Here is a 22,808-nt window from a genome sequence, read left to right as displayed (position 1 = left end):
GTGCGGGACGAGGGGGTCGGCCCGGTGGGGGCTACACCGCCGATTCCGGGGTGATGCGGCTGCGGACCGCCGACTGGACGTCCTCCTCCTCCGCCGGGTCCGCGGCCAGGCGGCGCAGGCGGGGAGTGACGCGGGCGTCGGCCGTTTCGGCGTGGCGGGCGGCGAGTTCCCTGGTGGTCTCCTCGCAGTCCCACAGGCACTCCACCGCGAAGCCCGCGGCGAACGAGGGGTCCGTACGGGCGAGGGCGCTGGCGGCGCGGCCGCGCAGGTGGGAGGACGAGGTCTCGCGGTAGATGTGGCGCAGCACCGGTGCCGCGCAGCCGACGGAGAGCCGGCCCGCGCCGTCGACCAGCGCGAACAGCGCGCGGGCGTCGGGGCCCTCGGTGCGGACGGTGATCCGCAGGGCGGCCAGCACCAGGGCGGCGTCCTCCGGCCCGCCCCGGCTCGCGAGGAGCGAGGCGGCGGCCGTGCCGAGGGCGTCCTGGCGGTGCACCCAGCTGCGGGCGCGGGCGACGGCGGCGGGCCCGCACATGCGCTCGTACGCGGCCACGGCGGGCTCGTCCCCGGCGGCCTCGATCAGGTCCAGCACCGCCGGGTTCTCCGGCTCGGCCAGGACGAGGTGGTGCAGGGCGGTGGCCCGGGCGGCCTCGCCGGCCGCGCCCGCGGCCGCGGCGAAGATCTCCGTACGGTCCTCGGGCGTGGCCACGGCGGCCAGACATCGGGCGGCCGGCACGTGCAGCGGGGTCCCGCGGCGCAGGCCGTCCTCGGCCCAGGCGAAGACGGCGGCGACGCCCCAGCCCGGGCGCGGCCCGGACGGCGTCATCTGGCGCTGCCAGCGGTCGAAGGAGCCCTGCTGGCGTGCGGCGCGCAGGCGCTCGCCGAAGGCCGGCAGCTCCTCCCACAGGCGCCACGGCCGGGGCTCGTAGGCGTCGCGGACGGCGGCGGCCAGCCGCCCCTCGCCCTCGGGGGTGGCGGGGAACCGGCCGAGCACGGCTCCGGCCAGCCCGCGCAGGCCCGCGTCGTCGTCGCGCAGCGCGAGCTCGTCCAGGGCCCAGGCCCAGTTGGCGCCCACGGCGGCGTAGCGGCGCAGCAGCATCAGCGCGTCGTCACGGCCGTAGGAGGCCAGGTGCCCGAGGACGGACAGGGCCAGCCCGGTGCGGCTGTCCTCGTCGTCCACCAGGTCGTCGGGGCCGAAGAGGTGGGCCTCGATCCCGGCGAGCGGGCCGTCGAGGTCCAGGTAGAGCCTGGCGTAGTACAGGGAGCGGTTCTCGACCTGCCAGTCCTGCCGTGGATCGTTCAGCACGCACTCGTTGAGCGCGGCGAGGGCCTCGGCGCGCGGGGCCGCGAGGGCGTGGAGGGTGCCGTCGCCGCGACCGCGCTGGAGCAGACCGAGCAGGGTACCGCTCGGCGCTATGACTGGTTCGAACATGGGAATGGCCTCAAATCAAGCTGGGGACGCAACCGGGAATCGGGATTCACAGGGCCGCGTAACAGCATGTGAGGACGTCCGCCGTCATGTTCCGCTCGATGTAGACCATTGCCTTCTCTCTTTCGTCGGTGCCCGGAGCTCCCCCCGTACCCCGTCCCTCGGGGTTGTACCCCGTACCTCGGGGCTTTCTCCGGATCCGACGCCATGATGGCCCAGCCGGTTTGGCTGCCGCGACCACATTTACGGTCGCCGTGATCCACTCGAGATCGCCCAGGGACCGAAACGGACTACTCGGCTCCGAAGAGCTTCAGCAGGTCGGCCTTGCCGAACATGCGGGCCGTGTCCACGGCGGAGGGGGTGCCCGCGGCCGGGTCGGCGCCACCGTCCAGGAGGGCCCGGATGACGGCCTCCTCACCCTTGAAGACGGCCCCGGCGAGCGGGGTCTGGCCCCGGTCGTTGGCGCGGTCGGCCTCGGCGCCACGGGCCAGGAGGGCGGCGACGGCGTCCGCGTGGCCGTGGTAGGCGGCGAGCATCACGAGGGTGTCGCCGCGGTCGTTGGTGAGGTTGGCCGGGACGCCCGCGTCGAGGTAGGCGGTGAGGGCCTCGGTCTCCCCCTGGCGGGCGAGGTCGAAGATCTTGGTGGCCAGCTCGATGACGTCCTCGTCGGGTACGTCGGCGCCGCCCTGGTGGCTCTCGGTCATCTCGGGTCGTACCTCTTCTCTCCCACTCCGTACGGGTGAATCGACAGCGTACTGCCCGTCACCGCACATGCCGGGGAGCGGCCGGGGGCAGTCCCGAGGCGTGGGACGGCGCGGTGCGGGGGAGGGCTGGAGCGGTGAAAACGTTAAATATTCACCCGTATGCACCTTTTGTCGCATTGATACTTCCTGTGAGCCTGGAACAACTGATGGTGACTGTCCCCACTCACCAGGAGAACCCAGGGAGAACCTCTCATGGTCCTGTCCATCTCAGGCGTCGTCCTGCTCGGCATCATCGCGTTCCTGTTCTTCAAGAAGGACGGGATGAAGCTGACCCACGCCTTCGTCTGCGCGCTGTTCGGCTTCTTCCTCGCGGGCTCGGCCATCGCCCCGAGCATCACGGCCAGTACGGCCAGCCTCGCCAGCCTGCTGGGCGGCATCAAGCTCTGACCCCACGCACCCCAGGAGACGCCCGTGGCCCGGCGCCCACTTCCCCGCATCCTCACCGGCGGCGGTCCCCCGCTGGCCCGGGGCCGTGACCTCGCGCGCGCGGCCGCGGACAGCGCCACGGACGTCCTCCATCCGCTCCTGGTCATCGGCCGGGGCCTGCGCGTCCTGGCCGTGTCCGGGCGGCGCCGCTGGGCCGCCACCCCCAAGGACCGGCGCGGGCCCGCGCTGTTCCTGGCGGCGGCCTGCCTGCTGGTCGTCGCCCTCGCCCCTTACGGGCCGCTGCTCGCCCTGCTGAGCCTGGGCGCGGCGGCCGCCTGGGCCGGCCGGGACCGGGCTCCGGCACCGGCCGGGCCCGGAGAGGCCGGGGCCGCACGGCTGGCCTCCCTCTACGAGGCGCTGGTGCCGTACTTCTCCATCCCGGACGACCCCACCCCGCTGTTCGCCCACGGCGGCTCGTGGGACCAGGCCTTCAGCGGCTACGCCTTCGACGACACCGGCCGCCTGACCCGCCTGCACATCCGCTACCCCGCCTACTTCACCGACGGCGAGCCCGGCGCCCGGGCCCGGATCGAGGCGCTGCTGCACGCCAAGTCCGGCCGCGGCCGCGAGTACCTCTTCGACTGGGACGAGGAGGGCAACCAGCTCGACCTGCGCGTGCTCGACGCGCTCCCGACGGACATCGTCGCCCAGCCCTTCGTGACCGCCCCCGGCGAGAGCGTGCTCGGCTTCACCGACGCCGAGGGGGCCGGTCGGACCCTGCCGGTGCTGGTCCACGGCGCGCCGGACGGCGAGGAGAAACGGGACGCGCCGCCGGTGCTGTGGCGCACCGGGCCGCGTTCCACCGAGCCGCACCTGCTGGTCGTGGGCCGGCCCGGGAGCGGCGCGTCCACGCTGCTGCGCTCGCTGGCCCTGCAGACCCTCGGCCAGGGCGGCGAGGTGCTGGTCGTCGAGGGCGGCGGCAGCGGCGACTACGCCTGCCTGGCCGGCCGCAGCGGGGTGCTGGCGGTGGAGTGCGGGCTGACCGGGGCGGTGGCCACCCTCGAATGGGCCGCCCGGGAGACCGAGCGGCGGCTGGTCGCCACGCAGCGGGCCAGGGAGACGGGCCGGCCCGCGCCGGAGGACACCCGCCGCCCGCTGTGGATCCTGCTGGACCGGCCCAGCGTGCTCGGGCACCTCGCGGCCGCCGAGGGCCTGTCCGACCCCGTCGGGCTGCTCCAGGTGCCGCTGCGGCACGGCCGGGCGGTGAACCTGACCGTGGTGGTCGCCGAGCAGTTCGAGCACCTGGAGCTGCTGCACGACGTGGTGTGGGCGCACACCCGGGCCCGGGTCGTGCTCGGCCCCGCCGGGGTCCAGCAGATCGCCGACGTGCTCGGCGTGCCGCCGCACACCACGCCCACCGCCGAGGTCCCGCCCGGGCGCGGGTACGCCCGGCTGGGCTCCGGCCCGGTGCACCGGCTCCAGGTGCCGGCCACTCCGGACCCGTACGACGACGCCACCGCCCCCGCGCTGCGCGAGGCGGTCCTCGGCCTGCTGCCCGACCGGCCGCCGCGCAGACCCCCCTCCGGGCCGGCCCCGGCCGTCGACGTCGTGCCCCCGCCGTCCCCGCCGGCCCCGGAGGTCCCGGCCGAGACCCCGTGAGCCGCCACCGGGAAGGCCTGGGCCGCCACCGGCAGCGCCGGTGGTGCCGGGCCGGCGCCCGGCCTACGCCACGAAGCTGCGCGGGGGTTCCGCCGTCGAGCCGCCGGCACCCTTGCCGACCAGGCGGGCCGCCGCCGCCAGGCGGGCGGCGGCCTCCTCGGCCACCGGGCCGCCGACGGTGAACGGCAGCCGCACATAGCCCTCGAAGGCCCCGTCCACGCCGAACCGCGGCCCGGACGGCACCCGTACGCCGACCCGCTCACCCACCTCGGCCAGCCGGGAGCCGGACAGGCCGCCCGCGCGGGCCCACAGGGTCAGCCCGCCGAGGGGCACCTCGAACTCCCAGTCCGGCAGCTCCCGGCGGACCGCGGCCACCAGCGCGTCCCGGTTCTCCCGGGCCTGGGCCCGGCGCAGCGCGACGGCCTGCTCCCAGCCGCCGGTGCGCATCAGCCAGTTCACGGCGAGCTGCTCCAGCACGGGCGTGCCCAGGTCGGCGTAGGCGCGGGCGGCGACCAGGCTGCGGATCACGTCGGGGGCGGCGCGGACCCAGCCGATGCGCATGCCCGCCCAGAAGGCCTTGCTGGCGGAGCCGACGGTGATCACGCTGCTGCCGGCCGGGTCGAAGGAGCACACCGGGCGGGGCATCTCCAGGTCGTCCGTGAGCTGGAGTTCGGCCATGGTCTCGTCGACCACCAGGACCGTGCCGGCCGAGCGGGCGGCCTCCACCATGGCCCGGCGCTGCTCCTCGGTGGCCAGCGCCCCGGTCGGGTTGTGGAAGTCGGCGACGACGTACGCCAGCCGCGGCGCGGCCTCGCGCAGCACCTGGCGCCAGACGGACAGGTCCCAGCCGGCCAGCCCGTCGGCCATGGCCACCGGCACCAGCCGGACGCCGGCGGCGCGCATGAGCTGGAGGATGTTGGCGTAGGAGGGCGACTCGACCGCGATCCGCTCGCCGCGGCCGGCGAACAGGCCGCAGATGGCGTCCATGGCGCCCATCGCCCCGGTGGTCACCATGATCTGCTCGGGCATGGTCGGGATGCCGCGGGCGGTGTAGCGGTCGGCGAGCATCCGGCGCAGTGCGGGCAGGCCGGCCGGGTAGTCGCCGTGGGTGTGGGCGTAGGGCGGCAGCTCCTCCAGCGCGCCCTGGACGGCCCGGGTCAGCCAGGGCTCGGGCGCCGGCAGGGCCGCGCAGCCGAGGTCGATCATGGAGCCGAGGGCCTCGGGCGGCAGGGGTTCCAGGCCCCGGGCGGGCAGCGGGTTGCCGGCCGGGACGGAGGTCCAGCTCCCGGCGCCGCGGCGGGACTCCAGGAAGCCTTCCGTGCGCAGGGCCTCGTAGGCGGCGGCGACGGTGGTGCGGCTGAGCGAGAGGGCGGTGGCCAGTTCGCGTTCGGCGGGGAGCCGGGCGGCGACCGGGACCCGGCCCTCCAGCACGAGCAGCCGGATGCCGTCGGCGAGGCCGCGGTAGGCCGGGGGCTTGCGGGCGCCGGGGACGGTGGCGCGCGGCTGCTGGGAGGCGATCAGCCGGGCGAGCTGGGTCGCGCCCACCGCGGAGGTCCACTGAGCCATCTGTGCGGTCCACCTTCGTCGAATTGGCCCCGGGCCACCCCGGTCCGGGCGGGCATTGGATTCGTTCCTCGCCCCCAGAGTGTCATGCGCCACTGGAGGGCGGCCAGACGGGGTGGAGGGGGGATACTGCCGCCGTGACGCATGTACGCCTCCGGCACCCGTACCTGGACCACCCGGCCCCGATCCCGTTCGCCCACCGCGGCGGCGCGGCGGACGGGCTGGAGAACACCGTCGCCGCCTTCCGGCGGGCGGCGCAGGCGGGCTACCGGTACTTCGAGACCGATGTGCACGCCACCCTCGACGGCAAGCTGGTGGCCTTCCACGACGCGACGCTGGACCGGGTCACCGACGCCCAGGGCCGGATCAGCGAGCTGCCGTGGAGCCGGGTGCGCGAGGCGCGGGTGGGCGGCACCGAGCCGCTGCCGCTGTTCGAGGAGCTGCTGGAGGAGTTCCCCGAGGCCCGCTGGAACATCGACGTCAAGGCCGAGTCGGCGCTGCACCCGCTGGTGAACCTGATCGCGCGGGCCGGGGTCTGGGACCGGGTGTGCGTGGGCTCGTTCTCGGAGAGCCGGGTGGCCCGCGCCCAGAAGATCGCCGGGCCCCGGCTGGCGACCTCCTACGGGGTGCGCGGTGTGGTGGGCCTGCGGCTGCGGTCGTACGCGATCCCGGCCGCGCTGCGGGTCGGGGCGGTGGCGGCGCAGGTGCCGGAGACCCAGGCGGGCATCCGCGTGGTCGACCGGCGCTTCGTCCGCACCGCGCACGAGCGGGGGCTCCAGGTGCACGTGTGGACCGTGAACGAACCGGAACGCATGGAGGCTCTGCTGGACCTGGGTGTCGATGGCATCATGACCGACCGGATCGACATCTTGCGCACGGTGCTGGACCGGCGCGGGGCCTGGGCGTAGCCACGTCGCGGGGCCGCGCGCGGGCCCGGCGGCCGGGCCGTACGGGGAACAGCGAGGGGGCACCGGTGAGTGCACGGACGACCGCGGACGCGGGATCCGGAGCGGGGGACGACGCGGAGAGATCCGCGCAGCGGCCCGCACGGCAGGACGGGGCGGCGCGCAAGCGCGAACAGCGGGGCTGGTACTTCTACGACTTCGCGTGCTCGGTGTACTCGACGAGCGTGCTGACGGTGTTCCTCGGCCCCTATCTGACCTCGGTGGCCAAGGCCGCCGCGGACGCCGAGGGCTTCGTGCACCCGTTGGGCATCCCGGTCCGGGCGGGCTCGTTCTTCGCGTACACGGTCTCGGTCTCGGTGGTCGTGGCCGTGCTGCTGATGCCGCTGGTGGGTGCGGTGGCCGACCGGACGGGCCGCAAGAAGCCGCTGCTGGCGGCGGCCGCGTACACCGGGGCCGGGGCCACCGCGTGCATGTTCTTCCTGGCCGGTGAGCGCTATCTGCTGGGCGGCCTGCTGCTGATCGTGGCCAATGCCGCGCAGTCGCTGGCCATGGTGCTGTACAACGCCTACCTGCCGCAGATCGCCGAGCCGGACGAGCGGGACACGGTGTCCTCGCGGGGCTGGGCCTTCGGGTACACCTCGGGCGCGTTCGTGCTGGTGCTGAACCTGGTGCTGTTCCAGGGGCACGACTCCTTCGGCCTCTCGGAGGGCGAGGCGGTCCGGATCTGTCTGGCCTCCGCGGGCCTGTGGTGGGGCGCGTTCGCGATCGTCCCGCTGCGCACCCTGCGGGACCGGGCCGTGGTGCGCGAGGCGGGCGCGGCGCCGGTGGGCAGTGGCTGGAAGCAGCTCGTGGCCACGCTGCGGGACATGCGGCGCCACCCGCTGACGCTGGCGTTCCTGCTGGCGTACCTGGTCTACAACGACGGCATCCAGACGGTGATCTCACAGGCCTCGCTGTACGGCGCCGAGGAGCTGCGGCTGGAGCAGTCCACGCTGATCGTAGCCGTGCTGCTGGTGCAGGTGCTGGCGGTGGTGGGCGCGCTGGGGATGGGACGGCTGGCGCTGCGGTACGGCGCCAAGCGGACCATCCTGGGCTCGCTGGCGGCCTGGGCGCTCACGCTGGCGGCCGGGTACTTCCTGCCGGCCCGGACCCCGGTGTGGTTCTTCGCACTCGCAGCGATGATCGGGCTGGTGCTGGGCGGCAGCCAGGCGCTGTCGCGGTCGCTGTTCTCGCACCTGGTGCCGCGCGGCAAGGAGGCCGAGTACTTCTCGGCGTACGAGATCAGCGACCGGGGCGTGTCCTGGGTGGGGCCGCTGGTCTTCGGCCTGACGTACCAGGTCACGGGCAGCTACCGGGAGGCGATCGTCTCGCTCGTGGTCTTCTTCGCGCTGGGGTTCGTGCTGCTCGCACGGGTGCCCGTACGGCGTGCCGTGGAGGCGGCCGGCAATCCCGTTCCTGAACGGATTTAGACGTCGAAGCAAAGGGCCGGTAGTGTACGCCTTTGGCCTGCCAGGCGGACCGTTACTGCGTGGTGAAGAAGTGAAGACGTTGGGTGACATCTGCTGCCAGATGTGACAAAACGGGCATTGGTGGGTACAACAAGGGGCGGCACGACGGGCGACGCATGAGCGGAAGCGGGAATCTATACCGCCGACCGGACGTTGACCGGATGACGACGACAGCGACACCTGTCCTGTGGGCGACAAGCCCGGGAGGCACGATTCATGAGTGAGCGAGCTCTCCGCGGCACGCGCCTCGTGGTGACCAGCTACGAGACGGACCGCGGCATCGATCTGGCCCCGCGCCAGGCGGTGGAGTACGCATGCCAGAACGGACATCGATTTGAGATGCCGTTCTCGGTCGAGGCGGAGATTCCGCCGGAGTGGGAGTGCAAGGCGTGCGGCGCCCAGGCACTCCTGGTGGACGGGGACGGGCCCGAAGAGAAGAAGAGCAAGCCCGCGCGCACGCACTGGGACATGCTCATGGAGCGGCGTACCCGCGAGGAACTGGAGGAGGTCCTTGCCGAAAGGCTGGCGGTCCTGCGTTCCGGCGCCATGAACATCGCCGTGCATCCGCGCGACAGCCGTAAGTCGGCGTAGGTCCTTCGCGGACCGGACGCCGGGGCGCCCAGCCCCACCACACAGCCGAGGGGCCGTGTCACACAGCGTGTGACACGGCCCCTCGGCTGTGTGGCGTTCGTCTCAGGGGGTGAGCGGCGGGCGGTAGGCGTCCGGGTCCGGGCGGCCCTGGTCCGGCCGGTCCTCGCGGACGACCTCGCCCTGGACGATCTTGCCGTCGGGCTGGTGGATACGGGCCTGCTGGAAGGCGTTGCCGAAGGTGCCGGGGGCGGCCGCGGCGATACGGCGCTCCACGGCGCGCTCGGTGCGGCGGGCGACCCAGGAGCGGACCGGCGGCACCAGCAGGAGCAGACCGGCCACGTCCGAGAGGAAGCCCGGCATCATCAGCAGCAGGCCGGCCAGCATGGTCATCCCGTTGCCCGAGCCCTTGCCGGGCGGCGCGGCGGCGGGGGCGACCCCCGCCTGGGCCTGCTGGAAGGACCGGGTCATGTTGCCGAAGGCACGCCGCCCGGCCCGCTTGATCACCACGGCGCCGAACACCATCGCGCCGAGCAGCAATGCGGCCACGGCCAGTCCGCCGGCCGCCCGGGCCACCACGGTGAGCAGCCAGATCTCCAGGATCAGCCACGCCGCGAGGGCCGGCGGGAGGAAGGTACGGGCGGCCGAGCGCCGCCGGGGGGCCGTCGAAGTGGGAACGCCGGTCGTCATACCCCCAGTGTGCCCGGACCACCGTAAGAACGACCTCAGCCGGAGGTACCGGACATTCCCCTGAGGGGCGGGACCGGACGGGCGAGGGCCGGGGCCGGGGCGGGCGAGGGCCGTGAGCCCTCCCCCGCAACGGACCGGGTCAGGCCCTGCCGCGGCCCGTGAGCTTGGCGGCGCGGGCGGACAGGCCCCACTGGGTGACCCGCCACAGGGCCTCGACGACGATGTCGCGGCTCATCTTGCTGTCGCCGAACTCGCGCTCGACGAACGTGATCGGGACCTCCACCACGTGGAAGCCCTTGGCGACCGCCCGGCGGGCCAGGTCGACCTGGAAGCAGTACCCGGCCGAGGCCACCTCCTCCAGGCCCAGGCCCTCCAGGGTCTCGCGGCGGAACGCGCGGTAGCCCCCGGTGACGTCACGGATCGGCACGCCCAGCATCAGCCGGGAGTACGTGGAGCCGCCGCGGGAGAGGAACTCGCGGGACTTGGGCCAGTTGACCACCCGGCCGCCCGGCACCCAGCGGGAGCCCAGCACCAGGTCGGCGCCGCCCAGCGCGGTCAGCAGCCGCGGCAGTTCCTCGGGCTGGTGGGAGCCGTCGGCGTCCATCTCGACCAGCACGCCGTAGCCGCGCTCCAGGCCCCAGGCGAAGCCGGCCAGGTAGGCGGCGCCGAGGCCCTCCTTGCCCTTGCGGTGCAGCACGTGGACGTGGTCGTCGGAGGCGGCCAGCTCGTCGGCGAGCTTGCCGGTCCCGTCCGGGCTGTTGTCGTCCGCGACGAGCACGTGGGCCTCGGGGACCGCCTTGCGGACACGGGCGACGATCGGCCCGATGTTCTCCGCCTCGTTGTAGGTCGGAATGATCACCAGGGCCGTACCGAGCGGACCGTAGCGCCGCTCACCGCCGTTGCTCACAGATTCCCCTTCACGCGTCCGCGCGTACCGGCGGCGCCGGTCATCGAGTCGATCGATCGAGTTGATCGGGCAATCCGGATTTTATGCCATCCGCGGCAGCGGATCGGGGCCGGTGGTCCTTCGGGCCGGCCCCGCTCCCGCTGGCCGCGGGCCGACGTTGCCGTTGTCTACTGGACCGCCGGGCCCCGCCGCGGGCCACCCGCCGGCCGGACGAAACCTTCCCTCGCCCCCGAGGCGCGGGCGCGCTGACGGGACGGATCCGCCCGGTACGGACGTCCGGTGGTGGACCCGGCCGAACCTATCCGGGTCCTGCCGTCCGCACCGAGCCGAGGACGGCGGGATCACCCCTGTGGCCGTACGAATACCTCCCGCCCGCCGACCACGGTCGCCAGGCACACCGGCAGGTCCCCGCCGGGGGTCAGGTCGGGCAGGCCCGGGGTGCCCGAGCGGGGGTCGGTGGACCAGCGGGCGACCCGGTCGTCGGGGGCCTGGACGACCAGTTCCGAGGTCTGCCAGACCGCGTAGTCGGCCGGGGCGCCGGGGACCAGGACCCCGGCGTCGTCACGGCCGAGGGCCCGCCAGCCGCCCCGGGTGTGGGCGGTGAAGGCGGCCCGGACGGAGATCCGGTGCTCGGGCGTGCGGTGGAAGGCCGCGGCCCGGACGGTGCCCCACGGGTCGAGCGGGGTGACGGGCGCGTCGGAGCCGAAGGCCAGCGGGACGCCCGCCTTGAGCAGGGCGGCGAAGGGGTTGAGCGTCCGGGCCCGGTCGGCGCCGAGCCGGTCGGCGTACATGCCGTCCTCGCCGCCCCAGGCGGCGTCGAAGGCGGGCTGCACGGAGGCGGTCAGGCCCAGGTCGGCGAAGGCGGCGATGGTGGCGGGGGTCATCATCTCGGCGTGCTCGACGCGGTGCCGGGCGGCCCGGATCCGGGCCAGGCCCACCGTCGCGGCCGCGGCCCGGACCCCCTCGACCACGGCGGAGACGGCCGCGTCGCCGATGGCGTGGAAACCGGCCTGGAGCCCCGCCTCCGTACAGGCCGCGACGTGCGCGGCGACGTCGTCCGCGGTCAGGTACGCGGTGCCGGTGTGCCCGGCGTCCTGGTACGGGGCGTGCAGGCAGGCGGTGTGGGAGCCGAGGGCGCCGTCCACGAAGAGGTCGCCGCCGGCGCCGACCGCGCCCAGTTCCCGGGCCAGGCCGAGGTCGCGGTCGGCCCAGTACCCGAAGACGCGGGGACCGGCCTCCTCCCGGGCCAGCTCCAGCAGGGCGGCGAAGTCCTCGGGCGAGGAGATGTCCGGACCGCCGCACTCGTGCAGGCTGCCGATGCCCAGCGAGGCGGCGTGCCGCAGCGCGGCCCGCTGCGCCTCCCGGCGCTGGGCGGGGGTGACGGCGGCGAACGCGGCGGCCCGCACCGCGTGGTGGGCGTCGCGGGTCAGCGGCTCGCCTTCGTGGAAGCCGTCCTTGTCGCGCAGGCCGGTGACCAGGTCGAGCAGGGCGGTGGTGACGACGGCGGAGTGCACGTCGATCCGGCTCAGGTAGAGCGGGCGGCCGCCGGCCGCCGCGTCCAGTTCGGCGCGCTGCGGGGCCCGCCGCTCGGGCCAGCGGGCCGCGTCCCAGCCGTGGCCGAGCAGCACCCGGTCCTCGGGGCGCCGTGCGGCGTACGCGCGGACGAGGTCCAGCGCGTCGGCGAGCGAGCGGGCCCCGGTCAGGTCCAGCCCGGTCAGCGCGAGGCCGGCGGAGGTGGTGTGCACGTGGGCGTCGGTGAAGGCCGGCGTCACCAGCGCCCCGTCGAGGTCGACCACTTCGTCCACGCCGGCCGCGAAGGCGTCGGCGGCGCCCTCGGAGCCGACCCAGGCGACGTGCCCGCGCTCGACGACCATCGCGGTGGCGAACGGGTCGGCGGGGCTGTGGACGTCACCGCCGCGCAGCAGCAGGGTGCGCTGCGGCGCCTGGGCGGAGCGGGCGGCGGTGGCCGCGACGGGGTCGGACTGGGGGGTGTGCTCGGTCATGGGGACCAGTCTCCCCCCTGGGGTGCGGGCGCCCGCGCGGGGGCCCGGCGCGGCGCGTGCGGGCGCCGCGGGGAGGCCGCGGCCGGGGCCCGCGGGTGAGGCCCGCTCAGACCTTCGGGGGGCGGGCCTCGTACGGGGTGGACAGGACCACCGTGGTCCGGGTGGAGACGTGGGCCAGGGCGCGGATGCGGCCGAGCAGGTCCTCCAGTTCCAGGGGCGTGGCGACCCGGACCTTGAGGATGTAGTTCTCGTCGCCCGCGACGCTGTGGCAGGCCTCGATCTCGGGCACGCCCGCGAGCCGTTCGGCGATGTCGTCGGGGTCGGACGGGTCGAACGGTTTGACCGAGATGAAGGCGGTCAGGGGCAGCCCCACCGCCTCGGGGTCGACCACGGCGGCGTAGCCGCGGATCACTCCCCGCTGTTCCAGACGGCGTACCCGCTGGTGGACCGCCGACGTGGACAGTCCCGTGGCCTTGCCCAGGTCCGTGTAGCTCATGCGGCCGTCCCGCACGAGCAGGTCCACGATCTGGCGGTCCAGCTCCTCCATTGCGCTCATAGCCGCTCAACTTAAGCCCCGGAAGGAGATCAGCGAAGTACCGTCTCATCTCCAGGTGGCACCTGCGGCAGGCATGTGACCAAGGCCACAGGGGTATGGACCCGTACGCCGGGGTGTTGTGGTTACTCGTGCCGCACGACGGGAAGTGCTTGGTGTGGCCGAGGCTTGAGGAACGAGTCCGCCCGGCCCACCCGAGGGGGAGTACATCCATGCAGAACACCAAGCGCGCCGGTCGCACCGAACCGGAGCCCGTCGAACTCCTCGACGCGGAGGACGACGACTACCTCGAAGAGGCCGAGGCCTTCGAGATCCGTCACGCCACCTGCCCCGACTGCGGCCAGGCGATCGCGCTCCTCGCGGACGAGGAGTTCCTGCCGCAGCACGCGCTCTGCCTGACCCCGTGGAACCCCTTCGGGCTCACGGTCTGCGCCGGCACCGGCCGGCCCGCGGCCGAGGCCCTGCCCGCCGTCGCGGTGGCGGCCGTCCCGGACGAGGCGGAGCCGGCCGTGGTGCTGACGCTCCCCCAGGGTCTGGACTGGCGGACGCAGCCCTTCTCGCACGTCGGCGGTCCGGGCTCGCGTCCGGTGCGGCTGGTCACGACGGTCCCGCAGCAGGAGGCTCCGCTGCGCGGCCGGCACGTACAGGCCGCCTGACGGCGCAGGGCCCGGCGCGGCCGGGCCCCTCTCCTACCAGTAGGTTCCCTGCACCATGGCGGCGAGAGCGGCGTGGTGCAGGATCAGGCCGTCGACGTCCTCGGCGGCCGCCGGGATCTCCACCTCGCCGAAGTAGGCCTGCCGGTAGGCGATCCGCAGCATCACGATGCCGTGCCGCAGGGCGGCGTACAGGGTGTGGAACTCCATGTCGCGCGGGGTGTGCCCGGTCAGTTCGGCGTAGCGGCGTTCCAGGTCCTCGCGGCGCAGGAAGTCCGGCAGGCCGGGCTGGCCGAAGCCGACGGTGAGGTCCTGGAAGAAGCGGTGCAGGTAGACGGTCCAGCCGAGGTCGACCTCGCGCGGGGCGTACCCGGCCATCTCCCAGTCCAGCACGGCCACCGGCCGGAAGCCGTCGGGCTCGTAGACGATGTTGCCGATGCGGGCGTCGCCCCAGGTGAGGACGGGCTCGCCCTCATCGGCGGGCCAGAGCTCCTCCAGCCGGTCGAAGGCCCGTTCCAGCAGCGGCGAGGGGGCCAGGTCGCGCACGACCCAGGCGTAGTAGGCGCGTTGGGCGTCGACGTGCCGACGCAGCGGGCTTCCCGTGCCGGGCGGCAGCAGGAACTCCGCCTCCTTCGCCGGGAACTGCTCGTGCAGCCGGGCGAGCACGGCGAGGCTCTCCTCCTGGAGCACGGCCCGTTCGGCGTCGGTGGCCGCGTGCAGCCAGTTGCCCTCGTAGGTGTACGGCATGACGTCGGGCGGCACCCGGCCCTCGGCGCGGGCCATGACGAAGAACGGTGCGCCGAGCGGGGCCGGGTCCTCCTCCAGCCACTGCACCCGCGGGACGGGCACGTCGGTGTGGCGGGCGACCAGGTCCATCACCCGGTGCTGGCGGGGCATGTCGTAGGTGGGGAAGACGGTGTACGCGTGCGGGTCAGCGGCGAGCCGCAGGGCGCAGGAGCGCAGCGGGGTGTCGGGGTGCTCGATGTCGAAGAGCAGGGTCTCGCTGGACATCCCGTTGGATCCGGGGACCCGGACGCCGGTGATCACGGCGCCGGGGAGCCGGCCGTCGAGCCAGACGGCGAGTCGGCGGCCGAGCTCCTCCGGGTCGCGGGTGGTGGTGCGGGGACGTGGTGCCGTGGCCATGCTGGAACCCCCCTGGGGCCGGGCGGACGTTACGGGGCGACGGAGCTGTGGTCGGTGAAGCCGCTCGGGTCGTGCCGGCCGAAGCTGCCGTGTTCGAAGATGCCGAATCCGGTCCGTCCGTCCAGGGTGAAGCGGGCGGAGTGGTCGGTGACGCCGTAGGCGGCCATGGGGTGGGCCGCCGGGTCGGAGAGGTCGTAGACGCGGCGGTCGGTCCAGCCGCGGCCCTGCCAGCTGCCGTGCTGCCAGTCGGTGGCGGGCGGGTAGCCGGCGCCGACGGCGAGCGGGGAGGAGGCGAGGATCTCCACACCGAGTTCGAGGGGCTTGCGGGCGGGATCGGTGAGGTGGAGGACGGCGCGTTCGGGGTGGCGGGTGCCGGGGCGGTAGCTGATCTCGCTGTGCGGCCAGCCGAGTTGGACGTCGTGGCGGCCGCTCCCGGTGGGGAACACCTGGACGGCCTCGTTGAGGGTGCGGTGGCCGTCGGCGTCCTCCTGGACGATGACCATGACGAACCGGTCCTCGAAGCGGACCGGCACCCAGAGCCAGTGGAAGCCCTCGGTGCGGTGCTCCTCGGCGCCGCGGCCGCCGTCCTCACCGGGCAGCGGGCGCACACCCCAGCTGCGGTCGCGGGTGCCGGTCCACTCCCCCGGGGTCGGCCGCAGTTCCTCGCCGGCGACCCGGACGACGCCGGTGGCATGCCCGGCCTGGACGAACCGGCGGCCCTCCAGGGTGAGCCGGTCGCCGCGGCGCTGGAGGTGGTGGGGCTCCCACAGGGCGGGGAACTCGGCGGTCCAGGTGAGGTCGTAGGACAGGCCGTCGGGGTCCTCGGGGTCGGGGGCGCAGTGCAGGGAGAACTGCTGGAGGGGGACGTCGACGGTGATGCGCAGGGGGCCGACGGAGAGGTTCGTCCGGTCGTCGGTGAGGGCGTCGGAGGCGCGTACGGCGTGCAGTCGGTCGCCGATGCGCACGGTGGCGTAGGCGTCGATCACCCCGGCGTTGGGGTAGACCCCGAGCCCGAGGACGAGCACGGCGCGGCCGGCGTGGTCGAAGACGTGGAAGATGCACCGGTCGTAGGCGTTCCGGTCGCCCGTGACGACGTGCTTCATGGACAGCGGGGCCTGATGGACGGGGTACTCGTCGAGCGCGACGGGACGGTCCGCGGACACGGAAACCTCCTGGGAGGGCACGGGGCGACTGAGCGGATATGACGGTACGTCAGAAACCGCGTGGTCGACCAGAGCCGTGTCACGCCCTGACAGCACGGCATGGCATGCCGCGCACGTCGGCGGTCAGGTGTCCGCCGGGGGCCGCTCCGGGCCGGGGCACAGGTCGAGCGGGGCGCAGAGCATGATCACCTGGTAGGCGCCCCGCCCCGGATTGGGGTCCGCGCCGTGCCGCGCGAGCCGCCACTGCGAGGCCTTGACGTGCCGGGTCCGGCCCGCCTTCTCCACGCGTGCGTGCAGGGTGCGCGCCTCGGGGTCGTTCGTCTCCACCAGCACCTCGTCCGCGGCGAGGGGGAAGTGGTCGTGCAGGAGACACAGGCCGAAGCGGTCCAGGTTCCCGTACTTCTCCAGCACCTCGACCAGGTCCCGCACGAACTCCGCGTCCTGCGGGCCCAGCCCTTCGGCGTCCTCGAACCGGGGCAGCGGGCTTCGGGTGGAGGATTCCTTGATCTCGGTCATGATGTTTCCCGTTGAAATAGATGAAACATCCGTTCGATATGTCCATCCTCCGGCAGCCCCTCGCGTCCCGCAAGCAGCCCGCCGGACGGGCTGCCTCCGAAGGGAGGAAGCCGAAACGTTTCCCGACCTGCGGAAAGTCCTGCGGCCGCGTGTCCGCGGGAACGCGCCCGCGGTGTGTGCCTAGCGTCGTCGACGAACGGGCACCGCGCCATGCGACGTGGACGGGGACGCTGTGGATCTGAGGGCTCGAATCCGGTGGCGGCGAGCGCTGGTGCTGCTGGTCGTGACCGTGCTGTGGTGGGCGGGGGCGGGAACCGCCCGGGCCCATGCGGGGGACCGTGACGCGTGCCGGGCGGACCTGCTGGACACCCGCGGCGCCCAGGTGACCGCCAAGATCGCGTTCGAGCCGCACGCACACAACCAGGCCTCCTCGGAGATGACCGTCCACCTCTCCCGGGCCTGGCCACTCGCGGGGAACCTGGCGTTCGGCCCCAAGACCCCCGAATACCGGCTCGCCATACGGTGCCTGTTCCGCGAGGCGCACGAGGACCTCCGGCTGCGGCGCCGTGAATGGCGCTTCGAAGAGCCGCGCGTGACGATGTGGGACGACGGGGTGACGGTGCGGTACGAGGCCATCGCCTTCATCGAACGGCCGGAGACGTTCCGGCTCGGGCCGTGGGAGATCAGGGTCGACGGCGGACAGCAGCGGTGGCACGTGCTCCTGCGCCCGCCGAGCACCCTGGCGCACGCCCGGTGGGACCGCGTCGAGGTCGATCTGGGCGGGCTCGACGACTATCGCGTCCGCCCCGTCGCCTCGGCCACCGACGCGCACGCCCTGGTGTGGAGCAAACCGGCCGCCCCGGCCGTGCAGATCGATGTGGACCCGCCCTGGCAGCACTCCTACAACGTCGGCACGACACCGGCGTGGCCGCTCGTGGCGGGCATCGTGTCCTGGTGGGTCTTCGCCTCCGGCGTGATCGTGGTGGCGGCGGTCCGCACCCGGCGGGCGCAGCCCGCCGCCGCACCGGCGGGGCCGCCAGAGCCGCCGGTACGGATCCCGTGGGTGCCGTGGCGGCGGTCCGGCCGGCAGGGCCGACGCCTCTGGGAAGGTCCCGCGCCCGCGCTCCTGCAGTGGGCCGTGCTCAGCCTGGTCGTCGCGCTGATGCTGCGGGTGAACACGCACCCGCCGGCGTTCCTCACCATGGGCCGGGTCTACCTCGTCGCCGTCCTGACGGGACTGGCGCTGACCCTCCTCGCCCGCCCCTGGGCGCACACCGCGTCCCCCGACACCCCCGGACCCGGTCCGGCGGTCCGCCCCGCCGCCTGCGGCGTCCGGCGCCGGCAGGCCCTCGCCCTGGTCTCCGTCGCCGTCGTGACGGCGCTGCTCGCCTCGCTGGTGGTCCTGGCCCCACGGCTGTTCGGCCTGCGGACGGACCTGGTCCCCGAGGATCCGCACGCGACCCGGAGCCTCGTCGCCCTGGTGGTGCTCGGGGTGGCGACGCTGTGGCTGTGGCTCGTCGCGATGGCGGCATGGGCCTGGCGGTTCGCGCGGGAGGGCGGGCTGGTACGCCGGACCTGGATGCAGAAGTGGGACGAGCAGCCGGTCCGCCGCACCCTGGCCGCCTCGGCCCTGCTGGCGGTGGCGGCGGGGGCGCTGCCCGCCCTCATGTGGTGGACCCACCAGTACCGGGTGCAACGGCTGTACTGGCTCAGCGAACAGTCCGGGATCGACCTCGAACGGCCCGTCTTCCTGAGGGGTTTCGCCCTCACCGGGCTCACCTGGCTCTACGCCTACGCATGGCTGCTGACCGCCATCGCACTGGTCGCGCTGCTGCACTTCCGCGTCGAGGCCGCCAAGGCCCGGACCGGACGAGGCCACGACGAACTCGCCGTGGGCCCGTCCGATGCCGAACTCCTGCTGACGGTCGCGGTGTTCACCCTTGCCGTGGGGCTGCGGCACGTCACGTTCGCGGGGGCCAACGTGCTGTTCGGCCTCTGGCTGCTGCTGAACCTCGCGTCCCTCTACGCACTGGTCGCCGTCGGCCGGCGCTGCTCCGTCCTGGGCCGGGCCGGAGCGCAGTTCTGCACCCAGCGGCTGGGCACGGCGCAGCGGCGGCAGGAACTGCTGGTGAAGGCCCATCAGTACCGCAACGTGCGCAGCCAATTGTCCGCACTGGACCGTGGCAAGGGGGAAGGGGGGCTCTCCCGGAAGAAGCTGGAGACCACCCTGCGCGAGCTCCAGCAGTGGCTGTTCGCCGGATGGGAGAAGGACAAGGGGCAGCCGCCGACCGAGTTCTCCGTGCAGGACATCGCCCTGAGCTGGGGACCGGGCGGCCACTGGTGGGACAACGCACGGCACGCCGCCCGGCTGGCCTTCTGGTTCGGGCTCCCGGCGAGTGCCGCTCTGGTCTATCTCACCTACTTCAAGGACGCCCGCACCCAGCGGGTCGTCTTCACCGACCTCGTCGGAGTGCCGGAGATCGCGGCGAAGTTCCTGTCGTGGCAGATCGCGTGGGCGGGTGCCGGCCTGGTGCTGGGGGCGCTGTGGCGGCTGCTGCCGGGGCGTCGCAGCCCGGTGCGCGCCCTGAGCCTGACCGCCGCCTACGCCGTACCCCTGGGCCTGGGCGCCCTGGTCAGCCGGATCACCGATGCGCAACTCGGCCTGGTGTTCCTGAACATCCTGCTGATGCTGCTCGTCCTGACGCTCACCGGCATGTGGCTGGACATGCTGACCTTCGCCGACGAGCGGATGTTCTACTCCAGCCGGTACGGCCTGCTGGCCTCCATCTACCAGCTGCGCGGCATGTCCACGCAGGTCGCCTACGTCGTGGCCCAGCTGGTGGTGGTCGTCCAGCTCTGGCGGCAGCTGGTCGGCAGCGATTCCGCACCCCGGTAGGGCCGGCGGCCCGGGGACACGTCGAACGCAGGGCCGCAGTGACCCGGGTGCCGCGGCCCGCGTTGGGCGGGCATGACGATGCTTGAGATGTCAGCGGGCAGGCGGCGCCGGGCCGCGGGCCCGGTCCCGGGCCCGGCCAGGGGTCCGGTTCCCGAAGAATCGGTTCGGCAGGGGGATCCGCCGATCTACCGGGACCTGGTCGACCGCTGGACGGTCGAGGGCCGTACGGTGCCGGGGCGCCGCGACCCGGAGTGGTCGCGGCTGATGTCGTCCCCGGTCTGGCCGCACGGCCCGCTGTTCGCCGAGCGGCCGCCCCGCTGACCCCCGCGGGTGCGGGTCAGCCGCGGGTCTCCGGGCCCGCCAGGTGCCGGGCGATGACCATGCGCTGGATCTGGTTGGTGCCCTCGACGATCTGGAGCACCTTCGCCTCGCGCATCAGCCGCTCGACGGGGAAGTCCTGGGTGTAGCCGTAGCCGCCGAGCACCTGGACGGCGTCGGTGGTCACCGCCATGGCCGTGTCCGTGCAGAACAGCTTGGCCATGGCCGCCTGGCGCGAGAACGGCTTGCCCGCGTCCCGCAGCCGTGCGGCGGTCAGGTACAGCGACCGGCCGGCCTCGATCCGGGTCGCCATGTCGGCGAGCATGAACCGCAGGCCCTGGAAGTCGGCGATCGGGTGGCCGAACTGCTTGCGGTCCAGCGCGTACGCCAGGGCCTGGTCCAGGGCGGCCTGGGCGACGCCGATGGCGCAGGCCGCGATGCCCAGGCGGCCCGCGTCCAGGGCGGCCAGCGCGATGGTGAAGCCCTGGCCCTCCTCGCCGATCCGCCGGGAGTCGGGGATGCGCACGCCGTCGAAGTGGAGCTGGGCGGTGGGCGAGCCCTTCATGCCCATCTTCTTCTCGGGGGCGGCGGCCGACAGGCCCTCCGCGTCCCCGGGGACCAGGAAGGCGGTGATGCCCTTGGGGCCCTCGCCGCCGGAGCGGGCCAGCACGGTGTAGAAGTCGGCGACCCCGCCGTGGGTGATCCACGCCTTGGTGCCGGTCAGCACCCAGTCGTCGCCGTCGCGGACGGCCTTGGTGGACAGCGAGGCGGCGTCGGAACCGGAGGACGGCTCCGACAGGCAGTAGGCGCCGAGCAGCCCGCCGCCGAGCATGTCGGGCAGGTGCTTGGCCTGCTGCTCCTTGGTGCCGTAGCCGGCCAGGCCGTGGCAGGCCAGCGAGTGGACGCTGACGCCGAGGCCGACGGTGAGCCGCGCCGCGGCGAGCTCCTCCAGGACCTGGAGGTACACCTCGTAGGGCTGGTCGCCGCCGCCGAAAGCGGAGTCGTACGGGAGACCGAGCAGGCCCGAGTCGGACAGCAGGCGGAAGACCTCGCGGGGGAAGTGGCCCGCGTCCTCCTCCGCCGCCGCGTGGGGCGCGATCTCCCGCTCGGCGATCTCTCGCACGAGCGCGAGGAGGTCCCGGGACTCCTCGGTGGGCAGCTCTCGGTCCACCGGCTGCAGGGCGCGGTCGGTCATGGCGGCGCTCTCCTCCCTCGTCGGGCACGGCGGCGACGCGCGAGGTGTGGGACGCGCCGCCGGTACGGTGCTCACACAGCCCATGCTGCCCTCATGGGTCGCATGGGGGGCTGTTCCGTGGCTGCGGCGGCACGAGTATGCCCGATCAGGCCCTTCCCGTCACGGGTGCATGATCAAGAAGGGCCGGGTGCGCACGACTTGGGCGGTCATGTCCGGCACCGGCCGACTTGGACCGCTACATCCAGCCGACCTGGGTGACGAACATGGCGACGACGACCACCAGGGTCCAGCCGAGCACGTGCTCCAGCCACGCGGACCCGTCCCCGGGGCCGCCGGTGCGGACGAGCTGGCGGGCACGGTGCAGGGCGGCGCTGTTCGCGGTCATGATCTCTCGCATCGGTCGAGGGAGCGGGGATCCCCTGAGGGGAGATGTCCAATATCCCAGTGATTGCGGCTTCTGTGACAGAGACCTTCGTCACGGCGCCAGCAGGCCCACCCCCAGCAGGGCCGCCGTCTGCGCGGCGCTCGGCCGGGCGGGGCCGTAGACGTAGCAGATCCCTCCGGTGCCGGAGACGACCTTGCCGGCGGAGTTGTACCGCTTGGTGCGCAGCCAGACGTTCTCCCACTCGCGGCGCCGGTAGACGCGCCGGACGGCGTCGTCGGTGGGCGAGTTGGGGTCGTTGGCGATCACGTCCCCGGCGGCGGTGAAGCCGACGACGGTCATCAGGTGGCCCGCCGTGCCGTAGCCGGCGCCGGTGAGCTCCTCCTTGCGGAAGGACTGCGAGGTGATCACCGGGAAGCCGGCCCGGACCAGGGTCTCCAGCTCGGTCAGCGAGGTGAGCCGGGTCACCACACCGCCGAGGTCGGGGTAGGTGGCGGCGTAGGCGGGGTTGAAGGGCCAGTTCCCGCAGCCCTTGTACGCGTAGTCGTACGTGTGCCGGGCCGCGTGGCAGACCTGGGGGTCGGAGTAGCGGGAGTCGACCCAGGAGAGCTGGTCGCGGCTGGGCCGGCGGCCCCAGTACTCGATCACCATCTGCGAGGAGGTGGGGCTGCACCAGGCCTCGCCGCCGTTGTCGTACTGCGGGTAGCGGCCCGCGTGGACCTCCTGGGAGTACCGCGGCACCTTCAGCTCGTGGGCCGGGCCCGGGACCGAGGCCGGCACGGTGAACCGGTCGGGGACGTCCGAGACCATCGCCCCGGCCAGCCACACCAGCGGGGCCTCGGCGGCGCCGGGCCGGCGGTACAGGGTCAGGCGCAGCTGCCAGTCGCGCAGCCGCAGCCCGGTGGCGGGGCGGTCCACGGCGAGGGTGTCGGTCCACACGGTGGAACGGCCGTCGCTCTGGCCGTCCACGGAGGTGCGCCGGATGTCGGCGTCGGAGGAGGCCCAGCGGCCCATCACGTACCAGGGGGTACGGGTGCCGTCGGAGTAGGTGGCGCGCAGCTCGGCCTGGAGCCAGCTGCCGGCCGGGGTGCGCGCGTTCCAGGAGACGACGGCCTCGGTGGCGGGCACGGCGGGGCGGTGCACCGGGGAGGTCCAGGTGGCGTACTCCCAGGTGGCCTTGCGGCCGGTGTGCGGGTCGGCGTACTCGGTCCGGGCGGCGGCCGTGGCCAGGGTCAGCGCGGGCCGGTCCCCGGCGAGGGCGGCGGTCCCCCGGTGGGTGCCGGCCTGCCAGTGCCGCAGGGCGTACCAGAAGCGGTTGTCGACCGTGGGGCCCGTCAGGCCCGAGCCGCCGGCGCCGCGCGGGGCGGGGGCGGCCGCCGCGGGGGTGCCGGAGCCGGGGACGGTGGCGGCGGTGGCGGCCGCGAGGGCGGCGGCGAGCACGGCCCGGCGCGGGGCGGGTGCACTTGCGGACATGGGCGAACCCCCAGGGTGATCGAACGGTCACGCTCAGCGTCCCAGTTCGGCGGGGGCCGGGCCAGGGCGCGGGGCCCGTGTCGCGCGCGCCGTACGCTGGCCGGGTGGAACCACTCCCCCGCCCCGCCGAACTGGGA

Annotated in this window: 21 protein-coding genes; 8 read left to right on the top strand and 13 right to left on the bottom strand. The window is 74.0% G+C overall.

Annotated features, from left to right (window positions below; genetic code table 11):
- Positions 1 to 31: 31 nt before the first annotated feature.
- Together EF918_RS15785 and EF918_RS15780 are read right to left on the bottom strand one after the other, a co-directional pair.
- Positions 32 to 1,429 (bottom strand): HEAT repeat domain-containing protein, encoded by a 1,398-nt coding sequence (locus tag EF918_RS15785; protein WP_125646074.1) that lies wholly within the window; start codon positions 1,427 to 1,429, stop codon positions 32 to 34.
- 287 nt (positions 1,430 to 1,716) lie between these two features.
- Positions 1,717 to 2,130 carry an ankyrin repeat domain-containing protein gene (locus tag EF918_RS15780; RefSeq protein WP_125646072.1) on the bottom strand — a complete coding sequence of 138 codons (414 nt, stop codon included), beginning with the start codon at positions 2,128 to 2,130 and terminating at the stop codon, positions 1,717 to 1,719.
- Positions 2,131 to 2,382: 252 nt separating this feature from the next.
- On the opposite strand from EF918_RS15780, the gene EF918_RS15775 reads away from it, so the two are divergent.
- Both EF918_RS15775 and EF918_RS15770 read left to right on the top strand, forming a co-directional pair.
- On the top strand, positions 2,383 to 2,577 hold the full coding sequence (locus tag EF918_RS15775) for a hypothetical protein (RefSeq protein ID WP_125646070.1): 195 nt from the start codon (positions 2,383 to 2,385) through the stop codon (positions 2,575 to 2,577).
- 24 nt (positions 2,578 to 2,601) lie between these two features.
- On the top strand, positions 2,602 to 4,215 hold the full coding sequence (locus EF918_RS15770) for a hypothetical protein (protein ID WP_260610247.1): 1,614 nt from the start codon (positions 2,602 to 2,604) through the stop codon (positions 4,213 to 4,215).
- Between the two features lie 63 nt (positions 4,216 to 4,278).
- On the opposite strand, the gene EF918_RS15765 is transcribed toward EF918_RS15770, so the two are convergent.
- Entirely contained in the window at positions 4,279 to 5,781 is a 1,503-nt protein-coding gene (locus tag EF918_RS15765) for a PLP-dependent aminotransferase family protein (protein ID WP_125646067.1), read from the bottom strand.
- 134 nt (positions 5,782 to 5,915) lie between these two features.
- On the opposite strand from EF918_RS15765, the gene EF918_RS15760 reads away from it, so the two are divergent.
- The 3 genes from EF918_RS15760 to EF918_RS15750 all read left to right on the top strand — a co-directional run bounded on the left by EF918_RS15760 (position 5,916) and on the right by EF918_RS15750 (position 8,782).
- Positions 5,916 to 6,686 (top strand): glycerophosphodiester phosphodiesterase, encoded by a 771-nt coding sequence (locus EF918_RS15760; protein ID WP_125646065.1) that lies wholly within the window; start codon positions 5,916 to 5,918, stop codon positions 6,684 to 6,686.
- Between the two features lie 65 nt (positions 6,687 to 6,751).
- On the top strand, positions 6,752 to 8,152 hold the full coding sequence (locus EF918_RS15755; RefSeq protein WP_125646063.1) for an MFS transporter: 1,401 nt from the start codon (positions 6,752 to 6,754) through the stop codon (positions 8,150 to 8,152).
- Positions 8,153 to 8,407: 255 nt separating this feature from the next.
- On the top strand, positions 8,408 to 8,782 hold the full coding sequence (locus EF918_RS15750) for an RNA polymerase-binding protein RbpA (protein WP_125646061.1): 375 nt from the start codon (positions 8,408 to 8,410) through the stop codon (positions 8,780 to 8,782).
- A 102-nt stretch (positions 8,783 to 8,884) separates the two neighbouring features.
- Here the strand turns inward: EF918_RS15750 and fxsA are convergent, their stop codons facing one another.
- The 4 genes from fxsA to EF918_RS15730 all read right to left on the bottom strand — a co-directional run bounded on the left by fxsA (position 8,885) and on the right by EF918_RS15730 (position 12,926).
- Positions 8,885 to 9,469, bottom strand: coding sequence for an FxsA family membrane protein (gene fxsA, locus EF918_RS15745; protein WP_125646059.1), 585 nt, complete (start codon positions 9,467 to 9,469; stop codon positions 8,885 to 8,887).
- Positions 9,470 to 9,608: 139 nt separating this feature from the next.
- Complete coding sequence (locus EF918_RS15740; RefSeq protein ID WP_125646057.1) at positions 9,609 to 10,376, bottom strand: polyprenol monophosphomannose synthase; 768 nt, start codon at positions 10,374 to 10,376, stop codon at positions 9,609 to 9,611.
- Between the two features lie 341 nt (positions 10,377 to 10,717).
- The gene (locus EF918_RS15735) at positions 10,718 to 12,379 is read right to left on the bottom strand and encodes an amidohydrolase (RefSeq protein WP_125646055.1); all 1,662 of its coding nucleotides are present in this window, start codon (positions 12,377 to 12,379) and stop codon (positions 10,718 to 10,720) included.
- 106 nt (positions 12,380 to 12,485) lie between these two features.
- Positions 12,486 to 12,926, bottom strand: a complete 441-nt coding sequence (locus EF918_RS15730; protein WP_185921757.1) for an Lrp/AsnC family transcriptional regulator — start codon at positions 12,924 to 12,926, stop codon at positions 12,486 to 12,488.
- Between the two features lie 218 nt (positions 12,927 to 13,144).
- Between EF918_RS15730 and EF918_RS15725 the strand changes: the two genes are divergently transcribed.
- Positions 13,145 to 13,588 carry a hypothetical protein gene (locus tag EF918_RS15725; RefSeq protein ID WP_125646051.1) on the top strand — a complete coding sequence of 148 codons (444 nt, stop codon included), beginning with the start codon at positions 13,145 to 13,147 and terminating at the stop codon, positions 13,586 to 13,588.
- A gap of 33 nt (positions 13,589 to 13,621) precedes the next feature.
- Here EF918_RS15725 and EF918_RS15720 read toward each other — a convergent pair whose 3' ends face one another.
- The 3 genes from EF918_RS15720 to EF918_RS15710 all read right to left on the bottom strand — a co-directional run bounded on the left by EF918_RS15720 (position 13,622) and on the right by EF918_RS15710 (position 16,407).
- Positions 13,622 to 14,728 carry a phosphotransferase family protein gene (locus EF918_RS15720; RefSeq protein WP_125646049.1) on the bottom strand — a complete coding sequence of 369 codons (1,107 nt, stop codon included), beginning with the start codon at positions 14,726 to 14,728 and terminating at the stop codon, positions 13,622 to 13,624.
- A 29-nt stretch (positions 14,729 to 14,757) separates the two neighbouring features.
- On the bottom strand, positions 14,758 to 15,891 hold the full coding sequence (locus EF918_RS15715) for a hypothetical protein (protein ID WP_125646047.1): 1,134 nt from the start codon (positions 15,889 to 15,891) through the stop codon (positions 14,758 to 14,760).
- Positions 15,892 to 16,014: 123 nt separating this feature from the next.
- The gene (locus tag EF918_RS15710; protein ID WP_125646045.1) at positions 16,015 to 16,407 is read right to left on the bottom strand and encodes a hypothetical protein; all 393 of its coding nucleotides are present in this window, start codon (positions 16,405 to 16,407) and stop codon (positions 16,015 to 16,017) included.
- A gap of 271 nt (positions 16,408 to 16,678) precedes the next feature.
- On the opposite strand from EF918_RS15710, the gene EF918_RS15705 reads away from it, so the two are divergent.
- Both EF918_RS15705 and EF918_RS15700 read left to right on the top strand, forming a co-directional pair.
- Positions 16,679 to 19,303, top strand: a complete 2,625-nt coding sequence (locus EF918_RS15705) for a DUF6185 family protein (RefSeq protein WP_125646043.1) — start codon at positions 16,679 to 16,681, stop codon at positions 19,301 to 19,303.
- 87 nt (positions 19,304 to 19,390) lie between these two features.
- On the top strand, positions 19,391 to 19,624 hold the full coding sequence (locus tag EF918_RS15700; protein WP_260610246.1) for a hypothetical protein: 234 nt from the start codon (positions 19,391 to 19,393) through the stop codon (positions 19,622 to 19,624).
- A gap of 16 nt (positions 19,625 to 19,640) precedes the next feature.
- Here EF918_RS15700 and EF918_RS15695 read toward each other — a convergent pair whose 3' ends face one another.
- The 3 genes from EF918_RS15695 to EF918_RS15685 all read right to left on the bottom strand — a co-directional run bounded on the left by EF918_RS15695 (position 19,641) and on the right by EF918_RS15685 (position 22,671).
- Complete coding sequence (locus EF918_RS15695; RefSeq protein ID WP_125646038.1) at positions 19,641 to 20,816, bottom strand: acyl-CoA dehydrogenase family protein; 1,176 nt, start codon at positions 20,814 to 20,816, stop codon at positions 19,641 to 19,643.
- Positions 20,817 to 21,051: 235 nt separating this feature from the next.
- Positions 21,052 to 21,201: an SCO1431 family membrane protein gene (locus EF918_RS15690; protein ID WP_260610245.1), complete on the bottom strand. Its 150-nt coding sequence runs from the start codon at positions 21,199 to 21,201 to the stop codon at positions 21,052 to 21,054.
- A gap of 90 nt (positions 21,202 to 21,291) precedes the next feature.
- Entirely contained in the window at positions 21,292 to 22,671 is a 1,380-nt protein-coding gene (locus tag EF918_RS15685) for a peptidase C39 family protein (RefSeq protein ID WP_125646034.1), read from the bottom strand.
- Positions 22,672 to 22,808: the final 137 nt, after the last annotated feature.

Origin of the sequence: Streptomyces sp. WAC06614, from assembly GCF_003949795.1 — a bacterium.
In the GTDB taxonomy this organism is placed as follows: Bacteria; Actinomycetota; Actinomycetes; order Streptomycetales; family Streptomycetaceae; genus Streptomyces.
The sequence above is the reverse complement of the archived record's forward strand: the minus strand, read 5'-3'. Positions and strand labels throughout refer to the sequence as shown.

Excerpts from the sequence above, each read along its gene's own strand:
- EF918_RS15785 (WP_125646074.1), bottom strand. The coding sequence starts at position 1,429 with ATGTTCGAACCAGTCATAGCGCCGAGCGGTACCCTGCTCGGTCTGCTC.
- EF918_RS15780 (WP_125646072.1), bottom strand. The coding sequence starts at position 2,130 with ATGACCGAGAGCCACCAGGGCGGCGCCGACGTACCCGACGAGGACGTC.
- EF918_RS15775 (WP_125646070.1), top strand. The coding sequence starts at position 2,383 with ATGGTCCTGTCCATCTCAGGCGTCGTCCTGCTCGGCATCATCGCGTTC.
- EF918_RS15765 (WP_125646067.1), bottom strand. The coding sequence starts at position 5,781 with ATGGCTCAGTGGACCTCCGCGGTGGGCGCGACCCAGCTCGCCCGGCTG.
- EF918_RS15750 (WP_125646061.1), top strand. The coding sequence starts at position 8,408 with ATGAGTGAGCGAGCTCTCCGCGGCACGCGCCTCGTGGTGACCAGCTAC.
- fxsA (WP_125646059.1), bottom strand. The coding sequence starts at position 9,469 with ATGACGACCGGCGTTCCCACTTCGACGGCCCCCCGGCGGCGCTCGGCC.
- EF918_RS15735 (WP_125646055.1), bottom strand. The coding sequence starts at position 12,379 with ATGACCGAGCACACCCCCCAGTCCGACCCCGTCGCGGCCACCGCCGCC.
- EF918_RS15730 (WP_185921757.1), bottom strand. The coding sequence starts at position 12,926 with ATGGAGGAGCTGGACCGCCAGATCGTGGACCTGCTCGTGCGGGACGGC.
- EF918_RS15725 (WP_125646051.1), top strand. The coding sequence starts at position 13,145 with ATGCAGAACACCAAGCGCGCCGGTCGCACCGAACCGGAGCCCGTCGAA.
- EF918_RS15720 (WP_125646049.1), bottom strand. The coding sequence starts at position 14,728 with ATGGCCACGGCACCACGTCCCCGCACCACCACCCGCGACCCGGAGGAG.
- EF918_RS15710 (WP_125646045.1), bottom strand. The coding sequence starts at position 16,407 with ATGACCGAGATCAAGGAATCCTCCACCCGAAGCCCGCTGCCCCGGTTC.
- EF918_RS15700 (WP_260610246.1), top strand. The coding sequence starts at position 19,391 with ATGTCAGCGGGCAGGCGGCGCCGGGCCGCGGGCCCGGTCCCGGGCCCG.
- EF918_RS15695 (WP_125646038.1), bottom strand. The coding sequence starts at position 20,816 with ATGACCGACCGCGCCCTGCAGCCGGTGGACCGAGAGCTGCCCACCGAG.
- EF918_RS15690 (WP_260610245.1), bottom strand. The coding sequence starts at position 21,201 with ATGACCGCGAACAGCGCCGCCCTGCACCGTGCCCGCCAGCTCGTCCGC.
- EF918_RS15685 (WP_125646034.1), bottom strand. The coding sequence starts at position 22,671 with ATGTCCGCAAGTGCACCCGCCCCGCGCCGGGCCGTGCTCGCCGCCGCC.